Source organism: Rhodoferax ferrireducens T118, assembly GCF_000013605.1.
GTDB classification, from domain to species: Bacteria; Pseudomonadota; Gammaproteobacteria; order Burkholderiales; family Burkholderiaceae_C; genus Rhodoferax; species Rhodoferax ferrireducens.
Map to the genome: position 1 here is coordinate 2,113,662 of NC_007908.1, position 20,684 is coordinate 2,134,345.

General features: G+C 58.1%; 15 protein-coding genes and 1 tRNA gene. 5 read left to right on the forward strand and 11 right to left on the reverse strand.

Features of this window, described 5'->3' with window-relative positions:
• Positions 1 to 13: 13 nt before the first annotated feature.
• The 5 genes from dnaJ to RFER_RS09965 all read right to left on the reverse strand — a co-directional run bounded on the left by dnaJ (position 14) and on the right by RFER_RS09965 (position 4,778).
• Positions 14 to 1,153, reverse strand: a complete 1,140-nt coding sequence (gene dnaJ / locus RFER_RS09945; RefSeq protein WP_011464261.1) for a molecular chaperone DnaJ — start codon at positions 1,151 to 1,153, stop codon at positions 14 to 16.
• A gap of 97 nt (positions 1,154 to 1,250) precedes the next feature.
• Positions 1,251 to 3,206 (reverse strand): molecular chaperone DnaK, encoded by a 1,956-nt coding sequence (gene dnaK, locus RFER_RS09950; RefSeq protein ID WP_011464262.1) that lies wholly within the window; start codon positions 3,204 to 3,206, stop codon positions 1,251 to 1,253.
• 85 nt (positions 3,207 to 3,291) lie between these two features.
• Positions 3,292 to 3,855 carry a nucleotide exchange factor GrpE gene (gene grpE, locus RFER_RS09955; protein WP_011464263.1) on the reverse strand — a complete coding sequence of 188 codons (564 nt, stop codon included), beginning with the start codon at positions 3,853 to 3,855 and terminating at the stop codon, positions 3,292 to 3,294.
• Positions 3,856 to 4,017: 162 nt separating this feature from the next.
• On the reverse strand, positions 4,018 to 4,371 hold the full coding sequence (locus tag RFER_RS09960) for an FKBP-type peptidyl-prolyl cis-trans isomerase (protein WP_011464264.1): 354 nt from the start codon (positions 4,369 to 4,371) through the stop codon (positions 4,018 to 4,020).
• Between the two features lie 95 nt (positions 4,372 to 4,466).
• Positions 4,467 to 4,778 carry a winged helix-turn-helix transcriptional regulator gene (locus tag RFER_RS09965; RefSeq protein WP_011464265.1) on the reverse strand — a complete coding sequence of 104 codons (312 nt, stop codon included), beginning with the start codon at positions 4,776 to 4,778 and terminating at the stop codon, positions 4,467 to 4,469.
• A 276-nt stretch (positions 4,779 to 5,054) separates the two neighbouring features.
• On the opposite strand from RFER_RS09965, the gene RFER_RS09970 reads away from it, so the two are divergent.
• The 3 genes from RFER_RS09970 to rimO all read left to right on the forward strand — a co-directional run bounded on the left by RFER_RS09970 (position 5,055) and on the right by rimO (position 7,589).
• Positions 5,055 to 5,342 (forward strand): late competence development ComFB family protein, encoded by a 288-nt coding sequence (locus RFER_RS09970; protein ID WP_011464266.1) that lies wholly within the window; start codon positions 5,055 to 5,057, stop codon positions 5,340 to 5,342.
• 284 nt (positions 5,343 to 5,626) lie between these two features.
• Positions 5,627 to 6,160, forward strand: coding sequence for a polyhydroxyalkanoate synthesis repressor PhaR (gene phaR, locus RFER_RS09975; protein WP_011464267.1), 534 nt, complete (start codon positions 5,627 to 5,629; stop codon positions 6,158 to 6,160).
• A gap of 34 nt (positions 6,161 to 6,194) precedes the next feature.
• On the forward strand, positions 6,195 to 7,589 hold the full coding sequence (gene rimO, locus RFER_RS09980; protein WP_011464268.1) for a 30S ribosomal protein S12 methylthiotransferase RimO: 1,395 nt from the start codon (positions 6,195 to 6,197) through the stop codon (positions 7,587 to 7,589).
• A 113-nt stretch (positions 7,590 to 7,702) separates the two neighbouring features.
• Here the strand turns inward: rimO and RFER_RS09985 are convergent.
• A tRNA-Leu gene (locus tag RFER_RS09985) sits at positions 7,703 to 7,787 on the reverse strand.
• A 50-nt stretch (positions 7,788 to 7,837) separates the two neighbouring features.
• On the opposite strand from RFER_RS09985, the gene rnr reads away from it, so the two are divergent.
• Positions 7,838 to 10,078: a ribonuclease R gene (gene rnr, locus RFER_RS09990; RefSeq protein ID WP_011464269.1), complete on the forward strand. Its 2,241-nt coding sequence runs from the start codon at positions 7,838 to 7,840 to the stop codon at positions 10,076 to 10,078.
• Between the two features lie 36 nt (positions 10,079 to 10,114).
• Positions 10,115 to 10,870, forward strand: coding sequence for an SDR family oxidoreductase (locus RFER_RS09995; protein ID WP_011464270.1), 756 nt, complete (start codon positions 10,115 to 10,117; stop codon positions 10,868 to 10,870).
• Between the two features lie 59 nt (positions 10,871 to 10,929).
• On the opposite strand, the gene RFER_RS10000 is transcribed toward RFER_RS09995, so the two are convergent.
• The 5 genes from RFER_RS10000 to RFER_RS23460 form a co-directional block, all read right to left on the reverse strand.
• Positions 10,930 to 12,591 carry an ATP-binding protein gene (locus tag RFER_RS10000; protein ID WP_011464271.1) on the reverse strand — a complete coding sequence of 554 codons (1,662 nt, stop codon included), beginning with the start codon at positions 12,589 to 12,591 and terminating at the stop codon, positions 10,930 to 10,932.
• The gene (locus tag RFER_RS10005; RefSeq protein WP_011464272.1) at positions 12,588 to 13,883 is read right to left on the reverse strand and encodes an HD-GYP domain-containing protein; all 1,296 of its coding nucleotides are present in this window, start codon (positions 13,881 to 13,883) and stop codon (positions 12,588 to 12,590) included. Before RFER_RS10005 ends, RFER_RS10000 begins: the two co-directional genes overlap by 4 nt.
• A 119-nt stretch (positions 13,884 to 14,002) precedes the next feature.
• Positions 14,003 to 15,352: an HD domain-containing phosphohydrolase gene (locus RFER_RS10010; protein WP_011464273.1), complete on the reverse strand. Its 1,350-nt coding sequence runs from the start codon at positions 15,350 to 15,352 to the stop codon at positions 14,003 to 14,005.
• Between the two features lie 175 nt (positions 15,353 to 15,527).
• Positions 15,528 to 16,370, reverse strand: a complete 843-nt coding sequence (locus RFER_RS10015) for an HDOD domain-containing protein (protein ID WP_011464274.1) — start codon at positions 16,368 to 16,370, stop codon at positions 15,528 to 15,530.
• 112 nt (positions 16,371 to 16,482) lie between these two features.
• Positions 16,483 to 20,544, reverse strand: coding sequence for an EAL domain-containing protein (locus tag RFER_RS23460; RefSeq protein ID WP_166485701.1), 4,062 nt, complete (start codon positions 20,542 to 20,544; stop codon positions 16,483 to 16,485).
• Positions 20,545 to 20,684 lie beyond the last annotated feature (140 nt).

Sequence of the window (20,684 nt, forward strand, 5' to 3'; positions counted from 1 at the left end):
TATGTGATTTTCCTCAACTGAAAAAACTTTTCAGCCGGTCGGTCCAGCTGTCGCCGCTGGGCGAATGTTTGCTGCCCCCTTTTTTCAGCGACTCGTCAAGCTCGCGCAGCAGCTTGCGCTGGTGTTCGCTCAACTTGACCGGTGTCTCCACCAGAATGTGGCAATACAGATCACCGGGATAGCTGGCGCGCACGCCCTTGATACCTTTGCCGCGCAGCCGGAATTGCTTGCCGGTTTGGGTTCCTTCGGGGATATCAATGGCGGCCTTGCCGCTCAGTGTTGGTACATCAATTTCACCACCCAGCGAAGCCGTGATGATGCTGATCGGCACCGAGCAATGGATGTCATCGCCGTCACGCTCAAAAATGTCGTGTTTCTTGAGGCGGATTTCGATGTACAGGTCACCGGCCGGGCCGCCGTTGGTGCCAGGCTCCCCGTTGCCGGCGCTGCGAATGCGCATGCCACCGTCGATACCGGCTGGAATCTTGACTTCCAGCGTTTTCTGCTTTTTGATCTTGCCCTGCCCATGACAGGCCGTGCAGGGCTCGGGAATGACTTTGCCAGTGCCGCGGCAGGTCGGGCAGGTTTGCTGCACGCTGAAAAAGCCCTGGCGCATTTGCACGGCGCCCGAGCCGCTGCAGGTGCCGCAGGTCTTGGCCTGGGTGCCGGGTTTGGCACCGCTGCCATGGCACACGTCGCACGCGTCCCAGCTCGGAATCCGGATCTGGGCATCCTTGCCCCGAGCCGCCTCTTCCAGCGTCACCTCCATCGCATAGCTCAGATCGCTGCCACGGAAAACCTGGCGTCCACCCCCCGCACCGGCCCGACCGCGCTGCTGGCCAAACATGTCGCCAAAAATATCGCCAAAGGCTTCGGCGAACCCGCCATAACCTTCCGCACCGGGTCCGCCGCGCATATTGGGATCAACACCGGCATGACCGTGCTGGTCGTAGGCCGCACGCTTTTGCGGGTCCGACAGCATTTCGTAGGCTTCCTTGGACTCCTTGAATTTTTCCTCAGCCGCCTTGGAGGCGTCGCCCTGATTGCGGTCCGGGTGATGCTTCATCGCATGTTTGCGATAAGCCTTTTTGATTTCTTCGTCCGATGCGTTCTTGGGAACGCCCAGGACTTCGTAGTAGTCTCTTTTAGCCATGTCTTTGAGTGCCTGGTTTCAACGCAAACGCCGCGTTGAACAATTATTCAACGCGGCGCCCCTTTTCAGTGTTTACAACAATGTCCAGCGCAAGCGCTTAACCTTTTTTGACTTCTTTCACTTCCGCGTCGACCACATTGTCGTCAGCCGCCTGGTTTGAAGTGTTTTGTGCACCCGCTGCCGCTTGGGCACCTGGATCGCCTGCGCCCGCTTCAGCTGCTTGTTTGGCCTGCATATCGGCATACATTTTTTCGCCCAGCTTCTGGCTGATGGTCATCAAAGCGGTGCTTTTTTCCTCAATATGCGCCTTATCGTCGCCTTTGATGGCTTCTTCCAGGTGCTTGATCGCTTCTTCGATCTTTTCCTTCTCGCCGGCTTCGAGCTTGTCGCCGTATTCGGTCAGGCTCTTCTTCACGCTGTGCAAGCTGGCATCGGCCTGGTTCTTGGCCTGCACCAGGTCAAGCTTGCGCTTGTCGTCGGCGGCGTTCAACTCAGCGTCTTTCACCATTTGCTGAATTTCCGCTTCGGTCAAGCCGGAATTGGCCTTGATCGTGATCTTGTTTTCTTTACCTGTGCCTTTGTCCTTGGCGCCCACATGCAGGATGCCGTTGGCGTCGATGTCAAACGACACTTCAATTTGCGGTGTGCCCCGGGCGGACGGTGGAATACCTTCCAGGTTGAACTCACCGAGCATCTTGTTGCCAGCGGCGATTTCACGTTCGCCCTGAAACACCTTGATGGTCACAGCCGGCTGGTTGTCGTCGGCGGTCGAGAAGGTCTGTGCAAACTTGGTCGGGATGGTGGTGTTCTTGGTGATCATCTTGGTCATGACACCGCCCAGCGTTTCAATACCCAGGCTCAAAGGCGTCACGTCGAGCAACAACACGTCCTTGCGGTCGCCGGACAGCACCTGGCCTTGAATGGCAGCACCGACGGCCACGGCTTCGTCCGGGTTCACGTCCTTGCGCGGCTCGCGTCCAAACAATTCCTTGACCTTTTCCTGCACCTTGGGCATGCGCGTCATGCCGCCGACCAGAATCACGTCGTTGATGTCAGCCACGTTGACACCAGCGTCCTTGATGGCGGTGCGGCAAGGCGCAATGGTGCGTTCGATCAATTCTTCAACCAGTGACTCAAGCTTGGCGCGGGTGAGCTTGATGCTCAGGTGTTTCGGGCCGGAAGCATCGGCCGTCACGTACGGCAGGTTGATGTCAGTCTGCGCACTGCTGGAGAGCTCAATCTTGGCCTTCTCGGCGGCTTCTTTCAGGCGCTGCAGGGCCAGCACGTCCTTGCCCAGATCAACCCCTTGCTCTTTCTTGAACTCGGCGATGACGAAGTCGATGATGCGTTGGTCAAAATCTTCGCCGCCCAAGAAGGTATCGCCGTTGGTGGACAAAACTTCAAACTGCTTTTCGCCGTCAACGTCGGCAATTTCAATGATGGACACGTCAAAAGTGCCGCCACCCAAGTCAAAAACCGCGATTTTGCGGTCGCCTTTTTCAGTCTTGTCCAGACCGTAAGCCAGTGCTGCAGCGGTAGGTTCGTTGATGATGCGTTTGACATCGAGTCCGGCGATGCGACCCGCATCTTTGGTGGCCTGACGCTGTGCGTCATTGAAATAAGCCGGCACCGTAATAACGGCCTCGGTGACCGTTTCGCCCAGGTAGTCCTCGGCCGTCTTTTTCATTTTGCGCAGCACATCGGCGCTGACCTGCTGGGGCGCCATCCGGTTGCCGCGCACTTCGACCCAGGCGTCACCATTGTCAGCGGCTGCAATTTTGTAAGGCATCAGGTTGATGTCTTTCTGGACTTCCTTTTCAGTGAACTTGCGGCCAATCAGCCGCTTGACGGCGTACAGCGTGTTCTTCGGGTTGGTCACCGCCTGACGCTTGGCCGAGGCGCCGACCAGTACTTCGCCGTCTTCCTGATAAGCAATGATGGACGGCGTGGTGCGCGCCCCTTCAGAGTTTTCAATGACCTTGGGCGTGTTGCCCTCCATGATGGCGACGCAACTGTTGGTCGTGCCCAGATCGATGCCGATGATTCTTCCCATGATTTTTCCTTAAATGAAAGTCAGATGCTGTTAACGTGTGGATCAGCCGAAAATTTTCAAGTCACGACGACCATCACGTTGCTAATTATTTTGGTGCGGCGACGGTGACCAGCGCTGGGCGCAGCACGCGATCGGCGATGGCGTAACCTTTTTGCAGCACCGTGACCACGATGTTGGCATCGAACTCCGAGGGCACCACGCTGATGGCCTGGTGCTGATGGGGATCAAATTTAGTCGTTCCAGGCTGTGGGTTGATGGGAATCACCTTGTTGCGCTCCAGTGCTGCCAGCAATTGGCGCAGGGTCGCCTGGGTACCTTCGCGAAGATGGTCAATGGTGGCGTCCTTGATGATCAGACCCGCCTCCAAGCTGTCTGCTACGGGCAGCAGACTTTCGGCAAAAGCCTCGACCGCAAACTTGCGCGCCTTGGAGATTTCGTCTTCGGCACGGCGCCGGGCGTTGTCAGCCTCGGCCTTGGCCCGCAGATACTGGTCGGCGAGTTCAGCGCTTTTGGCTTGTAATTCAGCCAGATCGGCTTGTGCACGCGACAAAGCGTCCGACTCGTAGGCGCCCTGCGCGGCGACCATTTCTTCGGTGCTCTGATACCCGGTAGCAGGTGGTTTGGTTTGGTTTGGATTGGTTTCAGACATGCTATTGAGCCAAATTTCAAATACTAAGCCCTCGATATGGGGCCATACACAGACAATTCAAGAGCGCAAGACGTACGAGCCGAAAGCCGGCTCAGGAACAAAGCGAGCGCGCCGGATGTGGCGCCCGGGTCGCTGGGTAAGCCGCTTGGGTGGCGCAGCAGGTCAGCCTGACAGGCCGAGCAGTTCGACGTCAAACTTCAATGTGGCATTGGGCGGAATGACACCACCGGCACCACGCGCGCCATAACCCAGCGCCGCCGGGATGATCAGGGTGCGTGAGCCGCCTACCTGCATGCCTGCCACGCCTTCGTCCCAACCTCGAATCACCATGCCGGCGCCCAGCGAAAAGACAAATGGGTCGTTGCGATCTTTGCTGGAGTCAAACTTGGCACCTTGAACGCCGTCGTTATAAAGCCAGCCGGTGTAGTGAACCGTGACGCTTTGGCCCTTGGTCGCCTGTGGGCCGGAGCCGATTACGGTGTCTTCATATTGAAGTCCAGAGGGGGTCGTTGTCATGTTGAAATCCTTGTTTGCTATAAAAAGTATAGCTTAATACGCCCTGTCTACAAGGGCTACAGCCATTAATAAAAAGTCTCAGCAGACCGGGGTGTTCAAATGTCTTTCTTGGCAAGGGTTGCCACCCATTTGGTGGCAAATGCCGGAAGGTCGGCCAAGCGTTTGAGCAGATCCGCCCCCAAAGTCGTGACGACGTAGCCCTCATTGCCATGATCGACCAGTCCGGCTGCGCGCAAATTCTTGATGCGGGTGTTCAGCGTGTTGGGAGTAATGGTGCCTACGCTGTCCTGCAGCAATCGAAAAGTCTGCGCGTGACCATCCCTCAAGGCCCACAGAACCCGAATGGCATAACGCGACTCGAGAAGTTCAAGCAGTTGACCGATTGCAGCATTTTCTTTGGAACTCATGAGACAACTCTCCTTTTGGTATTGATTGATCGACGAGCGTCTTGAACTGGCAAAAGTCGTCAGACATTTGATATCTGTAGTTTTCCGGCGCTGGCCGAAACTATAGCGCAGATTGAAGACATGCTACATGTTTCATAGCTATCATCAGTCGCACTGCCACAGCCACGGAAGTTTTTCTCATTCTTTTTCAGGATGATTGTTCTTGTCAGGGGCCAGTGGAGCTGCTAAGGTGATTTTCTTGAAGGCTTGATGTCTGGCGATATTTTGGAGGATTTCATGGTTATCAATTTTGAACAGGTTCACAATTATTACGAACGACTGGTGTTTGAGGCGGTGGCGCGGCAGTCTGCGGCGCACCCGGGTTTCACGTCCGATATGCTGGCTGATGTGGCCTGTGTCGCATTGAACCGCCTGCCTGCGCGTTATGTCCGGCACGATGTGGACATGATGTTCTACCTGACTGAACATGAACGCCATGCCATCGAACAATCCATGGCCGAAGGGCTGATTTTTGCCTTTGCTTTTGTCGCTGATCGGGTGGCCAAGCGCCAGGCGCTGGTTTAACAAGCCTGTTGGCTGATGTGGTTGGCGAGTTCAAGGACGCCAGCAAGGCATTTCAAGATTGCCGGGTATTGAGGGTGTGTTGGCGCGTGTTGTCTTGATAGACGGTTAAAATATACCGCTTGGACTGTAATTTGATCGCTTTGAGTCCCGTTGTGCCGGCAATTATTTTTTAGTTGCACTTGGCCTCAGGGTAAACCTCGGGACGTTAGTGCTGGTGTAATCCCTAAAATGTGCTGCAGTGCAATACAGCTATTTCAGCTTCGAACTGTGCTTAAGGGAATCCCATGCAATCCAAGAAAGTCGCTGAGCCAAAAGTCACCCAGCGGATCATAAAAAAATACCCTAACCGACGCCTTTACGACACCGACACGTCGAGTTACATCACGCTGGCCCAGGTCAAGCGCCTGGTGATGGACAGTGAGCCCTTTGTCGTGATGGATGTCAAAACCGGCGAAGACCTGACGCGCAGCATTCTGCTTCAAATCATTCTGGAAGAAGAGTCCAATGACTCTCCCATGTTCACCGCGCCAGTGCTGGCCAGTGTGATCCGTTTCTATGGCCATGCCATGCAGGGTTTCATGGGTGGCTACCTGGAAAAAAACATGCAGCAATTGATGGACGTTCAGGCCAAATTTGCAGAACAAAGCAAAGGTCTGTCACCGGAAATGTGGACCCAGTTCATGGCATTGCAGTCCCCCGTGCTGCAGAGCATGCTGGGCGGCAAACTGGAACAGTCCAAAAACCTGTTCGAGCAAATGCAGGAACAGATGCAAAAACAGACCGGTCAGATGCTCGGGGCGTTTGGCATCAAACGCTGATCGTGGCGCGAATGCTGGAACAATTTATTTATTTATGAGCGAAGTTATTACAAAAAGCAATACAGCACCCAAAGTCGGTTTCGTCAGCTTGGGTTGCGCCAAGGCGCTGACAGATTCCGAACTGATCCTCACGCAATTGAGCGCCGAGGGTTATCAAACCTCCAAGACATTTCAGGGTGCCGATCTGGTGATCGTCAACACTTGTGGTTTCATCGATGATGCGGTCAAAGAGAGTCTGGACACCATCGGTGAAGCGCTGGCCGAAAACGGCAAGGTGATCGTCACCGGTTGTTTGGGCGCCAAGACCGCCGAGGGTGGTGGCAACCTGGTGCGGCAAATGCACCCGAGCGTGCTGGCCGTCACCGGCCCGCAGGCAACGCAGGAGGTGATGGATGCGGTGCATGCCAACCTGCCCAAGCCGCACGACCCGTTTATTGATCTGGTGCCCAATGCTTTTGGTGTGGCGGGCATCAAGCTCACGCCCCGGCACTACGCCTACATCAAGATCAGCGAAGGCTGCAACCACCGCTGCACGTTTTGCATCATTCCGTCCATGCGCGGCGATCTGGTGTCGCGCCCGATTGGTGACGTGCTCAAGGAAGCGCGCGCCCTGTTTGAAGGCGGTGTGAAAGAGTTGCTGGTGATCAGCCAGGACACGTCAGCGTATGGCGTGGATGTCAAATACCGCACCGGTTTCTGGGATGGCAAACCCACCAAGACCCGCCTGCTGGAACTTGCCGCAGCACTGGGCGACATGGCTGAGCCTTATGGTGCCTGGGTGCGTTTGCACTATGTTTACCCGTACCCGAGTGTCGATGACTTGTTGCCTTTGATGGCCGCCGGCAAAGTGTTGCCCTACCTGGATGTGCCTCTGCAACACAGTCACCCGGAGGTGCTCAAGCGCATGAAACGCCCGGCCAGCGGCGAGAAAAATCTGGAGCGCATCCAGCGCTGGCGTGAGGTCTGTCCCGATATTGTGGTGCGCAGCACGTTCATCGCAGGATTTCCGGGCGAAACGGAAGAAGAGTTTTCGCATTTGCTCGATTTCATGCGGGAGGCTCAAATTGACCGTGCCGGTTGTTTTGCCTACAGCCCGGTGCAGGGTGCTGTCGCCAATGACATTGGCGGCATGTTGCCGATTGAATTGCGCGAAGAGCGGCGCGCACGCTTCATGGCGGTCGCCGAGGCAGTCTCAAGCGCCAAACTGCAACAGCGCATCGGCGCCACGATGCAGGTGTTGGTCGATTCCGCGCCTGGTTTGGGTAAAAAGGGTGGCCTCGGCCGCTCCTATGCCGATGCGCCTGAGATTGACGGTGTGGTGAAACTGCTGCCGCCGGAAAAGATCAGCAAGACTTTACGGGTTGGTGAATTTACCAAAGCGCGCATTGTCGGTGCACAGGGACACGATCTTGTGGCTCAGCCGTTTTAAGATTCAAGCCTTGAAACATTTCAGGACAAGCCGGGAGCCAATGCAAGAGCAGTGCTTCCTGGCCAAAAAAAAACCAGAAATCTTGCTAGAAGATCTCTGGTTTTCATTAACATTGGTGCCCGGAAGAGGACTCGAACCTCCACACCTTTCGGCACACGGACCTGAACCGTGCGCGTCTACCAATTCCGCCATCCGGGCATTTCAGGAAAGAGGATTATTGTATCAAAAATATTAGCCAAACCAGCGGCTTGCTGGACGAAGTTGAAGGAACCGTGCTGGGGCACCGTGATGGACATGGGTTTGTGACCCGTGATGACGGTCAACCCGACATCTATTTGCCACCCAACGAGATGCGTGCCGTGCTGCACAAGGACCGGGTCAAGGTGCGCATTGTGCGCAGTGATCGCAAAGGTCGCCCCGAAGGCCGCGTGCTTGAGATCATCGAAAGAACAAGTCAAACCATCATTGGGCGCTTGTTGCAGGAAAGTGGCATCTGGATTGTGGTGCCGGAAGACAAATGCTACGGGCAGGATGTATTGATTCCGAAGTCGGCGACCGGCCTGGCCAAGCCGGGTCAGGTCGTGGTCGTTGAGTTGACCGAGCCACCGTCCCTGTACGGACAGCCGGTTGGGCGCATCAAGGAAATACTCGGCGAGGTCGACGACCCCGGCATGGAGATTGAAATTGCGGTGCGCAAATACAGTGTGCCGCATGAGTTCTCAGAGGCCTGCACTGCATTGGCGCGCACCTTGCCCGACCACGTGCGTCCGCAAGACAAGAAGCACCGGGTCGATCTGACCGACGTGCCCTTGGTCACGATCGACGGCGAGGATGCCCGTGATTTTGACGATGCGGTGTACTGCGAACCAGTGAAAATTGGCAAGGGCAAGACGGCGGAGCAGGGCTGGCGTTTGCTGGTGGCCATTGCCGACGTGAGCCATTATGTGGAAAACGGCTCGGCCATTGATATCGACGCCTATGAACGCGCCACCAGCGTGTATTTTCCGCGCCGCGTGATCCCGATGCTGCCGGAGAAACTCTCCAACGGTCTGTGTTCGCTCAACCCTGAAGTCGAACGCCTGTGCATGGTGTGCGACATGATGATCAGCGCGGACGGGGAGGTTTCGGCTTACCAGTTTTACCCGGCTGTGATGTGGAGCCATGCTCGCTTTACCTACACCGAGGTAGCTGCAATTTTGGCCAATACGCATGGCCCCGAAGCCCTCAAGCGCAAAGAGCGGGTAGGTGATTTGATCAACCTGCACGATGTCTTTCAGGCCCTGCTGAAGGCGCGTGCACGCCGCGGCGCGGTTGATTTTGAAACCGTTGAGACGCAGATCGTGTGTGATGAGAGTGGGCGAATCGAGAAAATCATTCCGCGCACGCGCAACGATGCGCACAAAATTGTCGAAGAGGCCATGCTGGCGGCCAACGTCTGCAGTGCAGACTTTATTGCCCAGAGCAAGCATGCAGGGTTGTTTCGGGTGCATGAAGGCCCGACACCCGAGAAAAAAGAGATTCTGCGCAACTACCTTAAAGTGACCGGCGTGGGGCATTCCATCAGTGACAATCCCTCGCCGGGCGAGTTTCAGACCATTGCCAACGCCACCAAAGACCGGCCCGACGCCCAGCAGATTCACTCCATGCTGCTGCGTTCCATGCAGCAGGCGATTTACACGCCCGTGAATGAAGGGCATTTTGGTCTGGCGTTTGATGCCTATACCCATTTCACCAGTCCGATTCGGCGCTACCCGGATCTGCTGGTGCACCGGGTCATCAAGGCGATTCTGGCCGGGACCAAATACCACTTGCCGGTGTTGCCGCTGCCGGGCGAGGCTCACGCCAAGCTCTCACGGCGACTCGAAAAGGGCTTGGCCGCGCGCGTCGCCGAGCCGGGGCAGAAGCCCAAAAAATTGAGTGCCGAAACGCAGGCCTGGCAAGCTGCGGGCATGCATTGCAGCGCCAATGAACGTCGCGCCGACGAGGCCAGCCGCGATGTCGAAGCCTGGCTCAAGTGCAAGTACATGCGCGAGCATTTGGGTGAGGAGTACGGGGGTGTTGTCAGCTCCGTGACCAGCTTCGGCATTTTTGTCACGCTGGACGCCATGTATGTTGAGGGCCTGGTGCATATCACGGAGCTCGGTGGCGATTATTTCAAGTTTGATGAGATGCGCCAGGAGTTGCGCGGTGAGCGCACGGGTATGCGCTACGCGATTGGCACCCGGCTTCAGGTGCAGGTGAGCCGGGTGGACCTGGATGGGCGACGCATTGATTTCCGGCTGATTCACGAGGGGGAGGCACTGGCGGCGCGGGGCGGCAAAGACAAGGAGTTGCCGCGCGCCGCTGGCAGCCGTGATGCTCCCGCTGGCGAGTCTGCCAATGCAGCGGGCAAGCGCCGCGCACGAAAAACTTCGGAACCCGATGTGCGCGCGCCAAAATCCGCCAGCAAGAGCAAGGATCCAGGACGCAAGCCGCGTCGACGCTCCTGATTTGAGACCACTAATTTCTTTACGTAAGCAACAGATATGACCTCAAATTCAAAAGTCGCCATCGTCACCGGCGCGGGCAGTGGCATCGGCAAGGCGGCTGCGCTGGCGCTGCTGGCACACGGCTACCGGGTGGTGCTGGCCGGTCGACGCTCTGGGCCACTGGCCGAGGTGATCGCCTTGGGTGCGGCGCCCGAGCGAGCGCTGGCCGTGCCCACCGATGTGTCTGACGCTGATTCTGTCAAGGCACTGTTTGATGCCACGGTGAGCGCATTTGGGCGCGTTGATGTGCTGTTCAATAATGCGGGTGTCGGTGCGCCCGCTATTGCCCTGGAAGACCTGACGCTGGCGCAGTGGAATAATGTGGTGGACATCAACCTGACCGGTATGTTCCTGTGCATCCAGCAGGCGTTTCGGGTCATGAAGGCGCAGACCCCGCTAGGTGGGCGCATCATCAACAACGGCTCTATTTCTGCCACCACGCCGCGCCCCAATTCGATTGCCTACACCGCGACCAAACACGCCGTCACGGGCCTGACCAAGGCGGCTTCGCTTGATGGCCGCAAGTACGATATTGCCGTCGGGCAAATCGACGTTGGCAATGCCGCCACTGAGATGGCCCAGCGCATGGCAACCGGCATCTTGCAGGCCAATGGGGACATCGCCATCGAGCCGTTAATGGATGTCAACATCGTCGGCCAATCGGTGCTGTACATGGCCAATTTGCCGCTGGAAGCGAACGTGATGTTCCATACCGTGATGGCGACCAAGATGCCGTTTGCCGGGCGTGGCTAGACTTTATATGAGAAATCGGGCTGTAGCCCTCATGTGGATTGCTTAATTAGCTACTATTTTTATAGTGTCTTGGTTTTCTTGGGCAGGATCACCCTGAACACCGTCCCCTGTCCCAATTCGCTCTTGACCTCAATGCGCCCATCGTGTTTTTTGACAATACCGTAAGCCAGTGAAAGGCCCAGCCCGGTGCCTTGGCCGACTGGTTTGGTCGTGAAGAACGGTTCAAAAATCCGGGACAGATGCTCCGGCTGGATGCCGCGGCCGCTGTCTTGCACTTCCACCCACACACAGGCGTCGTCGTGCCCGGTGCGGATGGCAATGGTGCCACGCCCTTCAATGGCGTGCGAGGCGTTGATCAAGAGGTTCATGAACACCTGGTTAAGCTGAAAAGCAAAGCATTCGACTTGCGGAATACCTGCAAACTCCTTGATCACCTCGGCCTTGTACTTGAGCTCGTTCCAGACCACGCGCAAGGTGCTCTCCAGCCCGGCCTCCAGGTCGGCCCACTGGCGCTCTGATTCATCCACATGAGAAAAATCTTTCAAGTCCTGCACGATGCGCGTGACGCGCTTGAGCCCGTCCAGCGATTCGACGAGCAAGTTGGCGACGTCTTCGCGCAGGAACTCGACATCAATGTCCGCCTTGACCTGGTTTATCTCTTGCGTCGCCGCCCCAGGGAGGGCGCCTTCAGCCTTCTCGTAGACCGACAGCAACCTGAGCATGTCGGTGACATAGCGCTGCAAGGAGCCCAGATTGGAGTTGACAAACCCCACCGGATTGTTGATTTCATGCGCGACGCCGGCCGCCAGTTGGCCGATGGACGCCATGCGCTCCGATTGCAGCAGCTGGTTTTGCGCCTCTTCCAGTCGCTTGATCAAAATGGCCTGGCGCTCCTTTTCCTGCTGCAGCGTCTCATTGGCGGTATTCAAGTCGGCTGTTCGGGATCGCACCCTTTGTTCCAGCAAGTCGCGCGATTCACGCAATGCGGCTTCGGCCAGCGTGCGCTGGGTGATGTCCTGAAAACCAAACACGCGGCCGATAATCTGCTCACCCAGGTACTGCGGACGCGAGCTGACCTCGAACACGCGACCGTCCTGGTGGTGCAGCAGGTCTTCGGTCTCGCGCTTGTCCACGATCGCACCCAGTCGCGCGTGAAGCAGCCCGGACTCGATGACACGCCCGGCCACAAAACCCAGAATGCGCGCATCGTCATGCGAGTCGAGCAGATCGTCAGAAATCTCCCACATCTTGCCAAACAGGCGGTTCATACTCTCGATCCGGCCTTGCCAGCCAATGACCAGGATGCCATTGCCAGTGGACTCCAGCGTGGCTCGCAACTGCGACAAGGTTTGTGCCAGCGCGTCCTCCGCCTTGCGCTCATTGCGGGTCTGCACGGCCTGCACCAGCAGCAGAGGCGCCCCGTCTTGGTCAAGCAGCCGAATTGACTTGCTGACCGTCAAAAGTTCTCCCTGCGCGCAGCGATACTGCCCCTCCTGACTCTGTACTTCAAGACACTGGCCAGTTCGAACGTCCTCCCAATAAAAAACATCCTGTAGCGCACTTTCAATCTCGGTGATCGCCAAGCCCTGCAACTGCGCCAGCGAGTAGCCCAGTGTCTTGACCACCGACGCGTTGGCCATCATGATCTGCAGTGTTGCCGGGTTGACCAACAGCACCATCTCGGGGCTGTTGTCGAGCATCAGTCTGGCCAGCGCATTCATGGCATGCCCGCCTGTGGCCGTGCAGAGGACGCATCAAAGTAGTAGCTGACCCGTTTGCGCGGGCTCAAGTAGTTGTACACCTCTTGCGGCACTTGGGCCGGCCGGATGGCTTTCGCAATGTTGACCTCGGTCTCACGTTCCATGTCAAGCAGGATGGCTTCATCCTTGGGCACCTCGGCGTCGTACACCATCAACGTGGGCTTCATGGGGCGTGCCGTGTTGACGGTCACCACCATGCCAATGGCGCCGTTGGATAGCTGGACGATCGTGCCTGGCGGATACACCCCCAGACATCGAATGAAGACCTGCAGCAGCTTGGGATCGAACTTGCTGCGTAACTTGGCAAACATGAGGGACAGTGCTTCATGCGGTGTCAGCGCATCGGCAATGGCAGACGGGTTGCACAACTCATCGTAATAATTGGCAATGACCACAATGCGCGACAGCAGGCTGACCGATTCGCCTTGGAGCTTGGCCGGATAGCCGCTGCCGTCAAACAGCTCGTGATGCTCCCGGATGATTGACAGCGCTGCCGGTGCCAGACCCATGCGCTGACCCATCCCCACTCCAAACTGGCAGTGCATTTCATAGAAACTGCGCTCTGCCTGCGTCAGTGCTTCGGTTTTGCGCAAGATCTTGTCGGGCACTTCTTTGTGCCCAATATCGTGCAGCAGCGCACCGACGCCGAGCACGCTCACGACCTCAACGGGCAGTTTGATGTCGCGGGCCATCATGATCGACAGCATGGTGACGTTAAGCGAATGCAAGTACAGCTCTTCGCCCCCCATCTTGTCGCCCATCACATGAATCGCCAGTTCCGGGGCACTGAGAATCGAATCGGTGATCTGGCCAATCAGCAGGGTGGCCTGCTGCACGGTTTCAAGCGGTCGGCTGTACAGGTTTTTCTCGATGTTGCGGATGGTCTTGGCGGTGTTGACAAAGGCATTCTCGATGCGCTCGGTCGCCTGCCTTCGCAGCCGCATCTGCGCCATCATGGCCTGCTTGGTCAGCATGATCTGGGACAGCTCCGGCGCCATGCTGGCAGCCGCAGCCGTGTTGGGTATGGGGGTGAGCGGCGCGACCACCTGGGGAGGGGGACTGCCCTCGCTCAGTTCCTGGCTGAAGCGCACCGTCTTCAGACCCAGGTTGCGGATCAGCGTGATTTGTTCCTCGGACTTGATCCTGAAATGGCCAAACGCGAACGGATGCTCAAACCACTTCAAGTCAAGATGGACGTACAGCCCCACGCGAAGCTGGTCCACGGAGATATTGCGGTTGGCCGTGGCGTTCAAACCAGGCTCCTGGTCGCCTTGTCACAACCCAAGCCGCGGGTAAAAACCCGGCGCTGGCGGGCCGGTCCAAAAATCTGGCGCTTGTTTGTGTATCGGATGTTCATTGAGAAAATTCCCACTCAGGATGCGCTAGCCACGCGAATGTAGGCGGTTAATTCCATGCCGCCTGATTTTTCAAAAGTGATGATCTTGCCGATCATGCGTTGATCGAGCACATGCTCTGCCGACAGCATCAATAGGCCGCTCGGTGCGAGGAGATCGCGTGCCAGCATCATGCCTGCTTTCAGGTTGCACGCTTTGACCCTCATTTCAGAAAAGCTTTCCTTGTCAGCGGCTTGTCGTGGCACGCCACTGAAGACTTCCAGGAAGGCGCTCACCACCTCCGGGTCATAGCGCTGCCCGCTGCCACGGACAATCAGGGTTTTGGCTTCTTCCGGCTTTAGACGGCTGTGCGTCAGCGTGCCGATTTGCATGTTGTCGTAGTCACTGGCCAGCGACAAAATCCGGGTTCCGATAGGTATGTTTGGACCGCCAAGCCGGGCTGGGAAGCCGCTGCCATCAAAGCGTTCAAATTGTGCCGTGATGATGTCAGAGGCAGCGCGCAATTCGGCCAGCGGCAGCAGCAACTGCTCGGCTTGCACCGTGTGTTTTCGGTAGGCGTCCAACTGTTCAGGTTTCATCATCGCCACCGGCGTGTTCAGCAGTTCGTCGGCAAAACCGACCTTGCCAATTTCGTGCAACAGGCCGGCGACAAATATATCCTGCACCAGTTTGCTGTCGAGTTTGAGCTTGGTGGCCATGCGCCGCGCCAGATCGGCCACACGACGCGAGTGCCCGGCCAAATTGCCGCCGCGCATTTCCATCAGGGTGGAAAACACCTTGATCGAAGTGACGAAGCTGCTTTTCAGTCGCTCATTGGCGTCTTGCAGTGACTCGTTGGCGATCCTGAGTTCAGTCGTGCGCGCTTCCACCTTGGCTTCCAGACTCGTGTTGAGGGCCTTGAGTTCTTCGTTCTGGCGGGTGGTCAGCGCTTCCAGGCGCTTCTTCTCATGCTCCAGTGCCTGGCGCTCCAGCGCCTGGCGCACGATCAGCACGATGTCGTTGTCGTCCCACGGTTTGGTGATGTAGCGGTAAATCTCCCCCCGGTTGATGGCGTCAATGATGGCGTCGATGTCGGAGTGACCCGTCAGCAGCAGGCGTACCGTGTCGGGCCAGCGTACGCGCACTTGCGCCAAAAACTGGGCACCATCCATCTCCGGCATGCGCATGTCGGAGATGACCAGGTCAACCGACTGCGTCTGCAGCAGCGCCAGGGCGGCCTGGCCCCCTTCGGCGGACAGTACCTGCCAGCCTTTGCCGCGAAACAGCCGTTTGAGCGCCGACAGAATGTTGGGTTCATCGTCGACGCACAAAATGGTGGGCAGCAGCGCTGCACTGGCGCCGGGTGTCGTGGTGCTGTTATCCGTCATGTTGCGTTGGCTCCATTGGCTGCTGGCGTAGTGGTTTGCTTGAGCGGTGGCGCGACGTGAAAGGCGCTGCCTTTGCCAACGGTCTTGGTGGTGTAGAAATGGCTTGATCGACGTCGGCAAGACCTTGAGCTGCCGCCGCATTGGCCCGGATTGGACTGTTCATAAGCTTGAGTCCTCAGCCGTTCAAAAGCAGGCTGGTGGCGTCGAACTGTTGTTCGACGCTCGCAAAAACCTGCAGCAGGGTCGCTTCATCCAGACCCAATTGTTGCCACAGACCCGGCGGCACAGGCGCAACCAGGTCGTCGGCGTCCATCGACAAGTCCAGCGCATGGGCAATGGCGTCAGCGGCCATCACCACCAGCGAGAGCGGCTGCATGCCAAGGCTGCTGGGCGCATGGTGCTCGGCCAGCGCCTGTTGCATGCTCAGCGGGAACTGCCAGAGCTGCGTCAGCGCATGGCCCACCTGCGCGTGGTCAAGGCCCAGCACGGCGTGTTCTGCATCCAGCAGATGGCAATCCCGCTCGGCCCGGTACGTCATGGTGGCCCGGTACTGCGGCTGAAACTGCGTGACCAACACCAAGCGCCCAATGTCGTGCAGCAGGCCTGCGGTGTAGGCCTGGTCCGGGTTGAGATGGAGGTGGGGCGCCAGTTCCCGGGCGCACACGGCAGCCCCAATGGCGTGGCGCCAGAACGGGGTGAAATCGAAGCTGTTGCCAGGGTTGGCGGAGAAGTTGCCAATCAGGGCGGCTGTGGCGGCCAGGCTGCGCACCGTTCTGAAACCCAGGATGGCAATGGCTTCCTGGATGGTGGTGACCTGGCGCGCCATGCCATAAAAGGATGAATTGGCAAGGCGCAAGGTCTTGGCCGACAAGGCCTGGTCCTTTGTGATCTTTTCCGCCAGTGCCTCAATGTTGGCATCGTCCTGGCCCATGCACGCCAACAACTCCATCACCACCACTGGCAGCGAGGGCAGGTTGTGGATTCTTTCCAGCACGTCATCCATCACGATGTGGTTCATGGCACGGCAACCCTCCGGTAGCGCGCCATGAGCGCAAGCAGGTAGCGCCCCTCTGCGTTGTTGCCGGCCAGCCGAAATAATCGTTTCAGCCGTTCTTGTCGCTGCAAATCGCTCATGCGGCAGGCCCGGTATGAATCAAGGTGACTATTTTTCCTCTGGAGCGCGAGTTGATGCCCATGGGGTTCCACTTGACCAGGTAGCGGGTGTCGTCAATCAGCAGCTCGCAGGGCGTCCCTTCAACGGCAGCGGCGATGGCTGCATCGACGGCGGGTAGCGCCCGAGCCAGTTCAATGCCGAGCAAGGCGCCGGCGTCGGCGAACCGGTGTTCGGCAGCCACATTTGCAAACGCAATCAAGCCTTCGTCATCCACCCCAATCACGGGCAGCGGCATGTGCTGCAAGGCTTCACGCGCAATCGCCAGACTGGTTTCGTCGCGCTCGATCTGGTGGCGCTTGTTTTGCAGGATGTCGCCGAGTTGCCGATTGGCGGCAATCAACTCCTGGTTGGTGGTGCGAATCTTGACGTCGAGCTGGCGGTTTTCCTCCAGCAACTCCTTGTATTCAAAGGCCTTGTTGATGTGCTCGCGCAGTGGCTCATCCTCCCACGGCTTGGTCAAGAAGCGGTAGACGGCGCCTTCATTGATGGCATCCGTCACGGACTGCAACTCGGTGTAGCCTGACAGCACGATGCGAATCGTGTCAGGGTACAGGGCTTTGGCGGCGCGCAGGAACTCCACCCCGGTCATGCCCGGCATGCGCTGATCCGAGATGATCAGATCGACCTTTTGCCGGGACAACAGCTCCAGCCCCTCAGCGCCACTGTTGGCGGTCAGGATCAGATGGCCATCGCGCCTGAACAGGCGCTTGAGCGAGGCCAGGATGTTGGGCTCGTCGTCCACCAGCAGCAGCGTGCGCTGCGGCTTTTGCAGGCGCAGCAGATGCGCTGGCAACTGGCGACCTTCAGAAAACAGTTCTTCAATCGCCTGGGCTGAGATAGGCTTGCAAAAGAAATAGCCCTGAATTTCGTCACAGATGCTGGTGCGCATGATCTCGCACTGGGCTTCGGTTTCCACCCCTTCGGCAATGACCTTCATGCCCAAGCCATGGGCCATGGACACAATCACCTTCACCAGCAGGCTGTCGCTCTGGCTGGTGGCAATGTCCCGTACAAAAGATTGGTCGATCTTGACCTGGTCGAATGGAAAGCGCTTGAGGTAGCTCAGCGACGAGTAACCGGTGCCGAAGTCGTCCAGCGAGAGCTTGATGCCCAGGTCTTTTAGCGCCTTGAGCATGGCTTCGTTGCGTGGCACGTCATCCATCAGTGCACTCTCGGTGACCTCGATATAAATCAGCGCCGGGTCAATCTGCGATTCGGTCAGGGCGGCTTTGACCTGAAGCACCAAATTGTTGTCGCGAAATTGCAAGGGCGACGCATTGATCGCCACATGCGGGACTTTGATGCCGTGATCAAGCCAGCGGCGAATGTCCTGGCAGGCACGTCGCAACACCCACTCACCGATGCCGATGATGAGGCCCGATTCCTCGGCCAGGGGAATGAACTGCCCCGGCGATACGGCGCCCAGCTCGGGGTGCTGCCAGCGCAACAGCGCCTCGACACCGCAGATTTGCCCGGTTTGCAAGTCCACCTGGGGCTGGTACACCAGTTGCAGTTGATCCAGAACGATCGCCTGGCGCAAGGCTTTTATCAGGCGGTCGTGCGCCAGCACTTGCTCATACATGTCGTCGCTGTAGAACTGATAGGTGTCGCGCCCTTTGAGCTGCGCACGATGCATGGCGATTTCAACCGCTTTGAACAGCGTGTCAAAGTCAGCCCCGTTGTCCGGGAAGCTGGCAATGCCGATCGATGCGGTCAGGGTCAGTTCGTGCATGCCCAGTGAGCAGGGCCGGGACAGTTTCCAGAGCAGTTCAGTGGCCAGGTGTGCGGCTCCCATGGCCGGCGTGCCAGGCAAGACCAGCACAAATTCTTTGCCACCCATACGGGACACGGTATCTTGCTCGCGCACTGAATCGCTCAGGCGTCTGGCCATTTCGACCAATAGCTCGTCGCCAAGCTGATGCCCCAGGGTGTCATTGACGGCGCCAAAATGATCGATGGCGACCAGCAGCATGGTCAGCGGCTCCCGCGCGCGCTGCACCATGCTGAGGGCCAGCGCCGTGCGGTCCTGCAGCAGGGTGCGGTTGGGCAGGCCGGTGAGGGTGTCGAATTGCGACAGCCACTGGATGCGGCTTTCAGCGGCCTTGGCGGTGCTCAAGTCGCTAAAGCTCGCGACATAGTGCGTGGTTAGGCCCTGGCTGTCACGCAGCGCCGAGATGGCCATCCACTCCGGGTACACCGTACCGTCTTTTTTCCGATTCCACATTTCGCCAGCCCAATGGCCCGACGTGGTGAGCGCAGTCCACATGTCGAGGTAAAACTCCGGGCTTTGTCGCTCGGATTTCAGGATGCGCGGGTTTTGCCCCAGCACCTCGGCTTGCGTATAGCCGGTGATCTCGCTAAAGGCCCGGTTGACCATGATGATGTGGCCCCGAGCATCGGTGACAGTGATACCTTCGCGCCCCTGTGCAAACACCTGCGCCGCGAGTTGAAGCTGTTGTTGCTGGGCTTTGCGCTCGGTGATGTTGCGGCTGACGCCGACGATACCGACAAAGTCACCTTGCTCATTGCGCATGCCATTGGTGGAAATCTCGGTCCAGACCGTTGATCCGTCTTTGCAAGGTTGTTCCAGCTCGCCCCTGAATCCGATGAAGGGCAAACCGGCCGCCATGGAAGCCATGGACTTGCCCAGCGCCTCGGTCGCTACCGGGATCGATGAGGGGCACAGAGTTTGCGCCAGGGTTTGCTGCATCACCTCCGCACTGGTGAAACCGCGAAGCTTTTCGACCGAAGGACTGACGTAGGTAAAGCGGCCTTTCAGGTCCATGGTCCAGATGACATCACTGGCGTTGTCGGCGAGCAGACGATGCCGCTGTTCGCTTTCGTGCAGCGCTGTCTCGGCCCGGCGTTGACGCACGATGCGCCAGACGGCGTCGGCGATCAGGCGCACTGTTTCCACGTCGGCCTCGGTGTAGGGCTCGGGCTTGTTGCCGACGCCGGCCATCATGCGCACCAGGCCGCCGTCGATGACCGGCACGTTGATCAGGCGGTCGAGCTGCGCATGGCCTTCAGGCAGGCCATGTTTGCCCATCACGCTGGCGTAGTCATTGATGACCACCGACGTGCGCAGGCGCAGTGCATCGGCCCAGATGCGGGCCTGGCTGACGGGGTAGTGCCTGTCAAAAGCGCTGGTGCAGTACTGCGCCAGCGTGCTGCGCGACCAGTTCACCAGTTCAATCGTTTCCTGGTCATCGTGCACCAGATGAATGAAGGCGATCTGGCTGCCGGTGAGCTGCTCGGCCAACTCTTGCCCGTGCTGCATGAAGGCGCTCTCAGTCATGATTTCGGCTGCGCCAGGCAGCGTCAACAGCGCCTCGGCGCGGCGCGCTTCCAGGGTGAGTCTGGTTTCGTCTCTTTTTCGGTCGGTGATGTCGCGCGAGATGCCAAACAGGCCAATGACTTGTCCATTGCTGTCGCGCAGGGGCCCCTTGGTGGCAAGAAAAACGCGCTCGCCATCGACCGTTTCCAGTGTCTCCTCGTAGCTGGTGGTCCGGTTCAACGCGAGTACGCGCTGATCGTTGGCGCGGATCAACTCGGCTTGCTCAGGCGGGAACAGTGCCGTGTCATCATGGCCCAGCGCCCGCTCAGGTGTGGTGCCCATGACGCGCGTGGTTTCGTGGTTGAACAATAAGTAGCGTCCGGCCAGGTCTTTGGCGAAAATGGCGTCCGTTGAACTGTCAATCAGAGCCGTCAGCAACTGCTGGCTGCGATGATTTTCGGCTTGCGCTTCTTGCTCGCGCATCGAGGCAACTAGGCTCTGCCTCAGCAGTCGCCGTAGCAAGCCATAAAGCAACAGGGACGTGGCGACCACAAACAGCCAGCCTTTAAAGATGCTGGCCTGGACGATTTCGGCCGGATCGCTGACCAGCCACGCCAGCAATTCATCCGAGAGCCAAATCCACAAGCCGGCAAAGACAGCATAGACGAGCACCAGCCGCCCGGCAGCACGGATCAGTGAGGTACCCGCCAGATCATCGGGCGTCCTGGTGACGGGATTCATGGTCATATTTTCGTCATGGTTTCGTCAATGCCTGGCTGGTCTTGGTGCAGCGTGCGGTTGGCGTAGAACGCCTGCGCCCAGATGTTGAGTACAAAAATGACCAGTGAGCGCGACTGAAGAAATCTGGATTCATGCGGACT

Bases quoted from the DNA above. Each gene is read 5' to 3' on its own strand.
- RFER_RS23460 (WP_166485701.1), bottom strand. From the start codon at position 20,544: ATGAATCCCGTCACCAGGACGCCCGATGATCTGGCGGGTACCTCACTG.
- RFER_RS10015 (WP_011464274.1), bottom strand. From the start codon at position 16,370: ATGAACCACATCGTGATGGATGACGTGCTGGAAAGAATCCACAACCTG.
- phaR (WP_011464267.1), top strand. From the start codon at position 5,627: ATGCAATCCAAGAAAGTCGCTGAGCCAAAAGTCACCCAGCGGATCATA.
- grpE (WP_011464263.1), bottom strand. From the start codon at position 3,855: ATGTCTGAAACCAATCCAAACCAAACCAAACCACCTGCTACCGGGTAT.
- rimO (WP_011464268.1), top strand. From the start codon at position 6,195: ATGAGCGAAGTTATTACAAAAAGCAATACAGCACCCAAAGTCGGTTTC.
- RFER_RS10000 (WP_011464271.1), bottom strand. From the start codon at position 12,591: ATGAATGCGCTGGCCAGACTGATGCTCGACAACAGCCCCGAGATGGTG.
- RFER_RS09965 (WP_011464265.1), bottom strand. From the start codon at position 4,778: ATGAGTTCCAAAGAAAATGCTGCAATCGGTCAACTGCTTGAACTTCTC.
- dnaK (WP_011464262.1), bottom strand. From the start codon at position 3,206: ATGGGAAGAATCATCGGCATCGATCTGGGCACGACCAACAGTTGCGTC.
- dnaJ (WP_011464261.1), bottom strand. From the start codon at position 1,153: ATGGCTAAAAGAGACTACTACGAAGTCCTGGGCGTTCCCAAGAACGCA.
- RFER_RS10010 (WP_011464273.1), bottom strand. From the start codon at position 15,352: ATGACGGATAACAGCACCACGACACCCGGCGCCAGTGCAGCGCTGCTG.
- RFER_RS09970 (WP_011464266.1), top strand. From the start codon at position 5,055: ATGGTTATCAATTTTGAACAGGTTCACAATTATTACGAACGACTGGTG.
- RFER_RS09995 (WP_011464270.1), top strand. From the start codon at position 10,115: ATGACCTCAAATTCAAAAGTCGCCATCGTCACCGGCGCGGGCAGTGGC.
- RFER_RS09960 (WP_011464264.1), bottom strand. From the start codon at position 4,371: ATGACAACGACCCCCTCTGGACTTCAATATGAAGACACCGTAATCGGC.